Here is a 3005-nt window from a genome sequence, read left to right as displayed (position 1 = left end):
AGGTAACCCGCAATGGCCCGCCTGCAGATCCTCGAACTCCCCGAAGGGGCTGCCGACGAGCGTGCTCCCTTCGTGCTCGTCATCGACCAGGTCCCCACCGAGCAGACCAAGTTCGACGCCATCCGGCGCGATCTCCTCGCCGACGGAGACCTTGCCGAACGACTCGGCGCCCGCGCGGTCCTCGTCTTCGAAGAGACCATCGAGATCCCTGTCAACGAAGTACCGGTCGACCCTGACGGCTACCCGCTGAAGATCCGCGTCGAAGGAGACTTCGAGCAGTTCCGCGAGCAGGTGCAGGAAGAAGTCCTGTACGCGCAGGGGAAGCTGACGCGCCCTGTGCCTGAGGCATGAGCGCCACGGCCAAGCTGCGCGTGCCGTGCCCGGTCTGTGAGCACAAGGTCACGATCGACGTCACGATCCTGCGCACGGACGTAAGCGCGCACGCGGAAGAGCACGACTGGCAGATCGACTCCACGCCCCTGCGCGAGCACATCGAGACCAGGCACACGCGCGCGGAATGGGCAGCAGCTGATCAGTCCTGGAACGAGCCATCCCGCCGGCGCTGATGGTTGGACAGCAGGTGCTTGCACTGCGGGCAATGCCGCATCGTGCCCCGCTTGATGGCGAAGCTGATCCCGCACGTGCACAAGTGCAGGAACCCGGCACCCCAGTTCTGCATCATCCTTGCCAGCCCCGGCTTCGTACATGTCGTGCAGTCACGGCATCCACTGGCCATGTCATCCCCCTTGATATCGGATCAGGCAGGCTAGTGCAGGCAAGGTGATCAATGTGCCCAGCAGGCTCAAGCCTCCTTGTTCCAGGCCAGGTTGTGACCAGACCAAGCCGTGCCCGGAACACGGCAGGGACAACAGGGCGCGAGGCACAGCGATCCAGCGCGGCTATGGCTCGAGGCATCAGCACAGGTTCAGGCAGGGCGTACTCGATGCCTGCCCCGTGTGCGTCATGTGCAGGCAGCAGCCAGCCACTGAGGCAGACCACTGGCCACGCTCACGCCAACAGCTAGAGGCTCAAGGCCTGGACGCTGATGATCCACAGTACGGACGAGGGCTGTGCAAGCCATGCCACAGCAGCGAGACCGCGAGGCATCAGCCGGGCGGATGGAACGCCGAACGACAGCAGTGATCACCATGCCGCAGGGCAAGGGCGGATGGACCGAGGATCATGGCCGACCGAGGCGCGGTGCACTAGATGATCAAGGCCCGAGCGGGCAAGGCGCGAGGCGTCAAGATCATTGATGCGGTGAAGATCCGATTCGGCCAGCGCTAACGACCAAGAGGGCAGCGCAAAAGCGCAGGTCAAAGGGTGCATTTGAGCCGCACCCCATCTGACCTGCGGAAACGCGCAAAACTGCAGGTCAGGGGTGGGGTGCCCCCCTTGATCATCTTCCCCGGAGACCGCCGGGGAGGGAAAATCCTGGCGCCGCTGATCTTGAATTTTTGATCTCAAGATCAACTTGGGGGTGATCTTGGATGGCGGTCCCCGGGCGCAAGCCGAAGCCCCCACTGCAGGTCGTCCGCGAGGGCAACCCCGGCAAACGGCCGGTGCGCGAGGGCGTGAAGCTCCCGCCGGCCGAGCTCGTCGAGCCCGACTGGTCGAGCTTCTTCCCGAAGATCCGTCTCCCGACCAAGCCCCGCGCGCCGCGAGGCGCAGACGACGAGCAGCTTCGGGAGTACCGGGCCGAGGTCGCGCACTGGCAGAGGCTCAAACTCGCAGGTGAGGCTGCCGCGTTCGGGCACGAGGTGGCCAGCCGCGAGTGGCAGCGCGTGGTGCCGATCCTCCAGCAGATGGCAGGCCTGTCGTCGGTGGACCGGTCCACAGCTGTGGATTACTGCGTGTGCGTGGCCCGCCTGGAGTGGTGCGAGCGGCAGCTGTCCATCGAGGGCCTGGTCACGATGGGCCAGCGGGGCCCGTGCCGGAATCCTCTGACCACGATCGCGTCGCAGTACCGGACGCAGCTGAAGGCGTACATCGGAGAGCTCGGGCTGTCGCCCAGCGCGCGGGGCCGGTTGACGCCGCCGGAGGGCGGCGACGATGGCGACGAAGACGATCCCTTCGACTGAGCAGCTGTCGCGGCAGGACGTCGAGGACGGTTTGCCGGTCCCGCGGGCGGCTCTGCTCGAACTGGGCCTGGCCGAGGACGACATCACGTCGGCGCTGGACCGCCGGCCGTTGGTGGTGGCCAACCAGCTGCACGAGCAGCCGGGCGCCTGGTTCGACGTGGACGCCGCGCGACGCGCGATCAAGGCGATCGAGTCGTTCAAGCACACCAAGGGCCGGTGGGGCGGATCACCGTTGAAGCTCGCGCCGTGGCAGGCGGTGTGGGTGATCATCCCGGCGTTCGGCTGGCTCTTCTTCGATGAGGAGCTGGGCCGGCCGGTGCGGGTGGCCCGCACGGTGTACGTCGAGATCCCGCGCAAGAACGGCAAGTCGACGTTGTCCTCGGGCATCGGCTTGACGCTGCTGATGGCGGACCGGGAGACGGGCGCCGAGGTGTACGCCGCGGCGGCCTCGCTGGATCAGGCGAAGCGTGTGTTCGACGACGCGAAGCGCATGGCCTCGACGAGCAAGGCGGTGCGCGGACGTGCCGAGGTCTTGACCTCGGTCATCCGGGTTCCGCGCACAGGCAGCGTGTTCCGCGCCCTGTCACGGATCGCGGAGACGGCGCACGGCCTGAACGTGTCCGGCGCGGTGATCGACGAGCTGCACGTGCACAAGACGCGCGATCTCGTAGATGCGATCACCACTGGAACTGGCGCCAGAGATCAGCCCATGGTCGTGATGATCACGACGGCGGATGATGCCCAAGAGGGCAGCATCTACGACGAGGTCCACGGCGTCACCGAGAAGGTCGCCGAGCACGTCATGACGGACCCGGCGCACTACGGCGTGATCTGGGCCGCGGCCGACTCGGACGACCCGTTCGCCGAGGAGACCTGGCGCAAGGCCAACCCCGGGCTCGGGGTGAGCCCGACGCTGGCGTACAT

General features: G+C 66.7%; 4 protein-coding genes. All 4 read left to right on the top strand.

The annotated features are described in order from the left end of the window. The first annotated feature begins 12 nt into the window (after positions 1-12). The gene (locus ACFVWR_RS19015) at positions 13-351 is read left to right on the top strand and encodes a hypothetical protein (RefSeq protein ID WP_387215994.1); all 339 of its coding nucleotides are present in this window, start codon (positions 13-15) and stop codon (positions 349-351) included. Beyond that, positions 348-566 (top strand): hypothetical protein, encoded by a 219-nt coding sequence (locus ACFVWR_RS19010; RefSeq protein WP_387215991.1) that lies wholly within the window; start codon positions 348-350, stop codon positions 564-566. The genes ACFVWR_RS19015 and ACFVWR_RS19010 overlap by 4 nt, the downstream gene beginning before the upstream one ends. A 924-nt stretch (positions 567-1490) precedes the next feature. Continuing rightward, positions 1491-2081 carry a phage terminase small subunit P27 family gene (locus tag ACFVWR_RS19005; protein ID WP_387215988.1) on the top strand — a complete coding sequence of 197 codons (591 nt, stop codon included), beginning with the start codon at positions 1491-1493 and terminating at the stop codon, positions 2079-2081. After that, the coding region (locus ACFVWR_RS19000) for a terminase large subunit domain-containing protein (protein ID WP_387215985.1) at positions 2053-3005 on the top strand (953 nt) is incomplete at its 3' end. The genes ACFVWR_RS19005 and ACFVWR_RS19000, both read left to right, overlap by 29 nt.

Source organism: Leifsonia sp. NPDC058292, from assembly GCF_042880955.1.
GTDB lineage: Bacteria > Actinomycetota > Actinomycetes > Actinomycetales > Microbacteriaceae > Leifsonia.
This window is presented reverse-complemented; position numbering and strand designations above follow the sequence as displayed.

Coding starts and splice junctions, on each gene's coding strand:
- ACFVWR_RS19015 (WP_387215994.1), top strand. CDS start 13: ATGGCCCGCCTGCAGATCCTCGAACTCCCCGAAGGGGCTGCCGACGAG.
- ACFVWR_RS19010 (WP_387215991.1), top strand. CDS start 348: ATGAGCGCCACGGCCAAGCTGCGCGTGCCGTGCCCGGTCTGTGAGCAC.
- ACFVWR_RS19005 (WP_387215988.1), top strand. CDS start 1,491: ATGGCGGTCCCCGGGCGCAAGCCGAAGCCCCCACTGCAGGTCGTCCGC.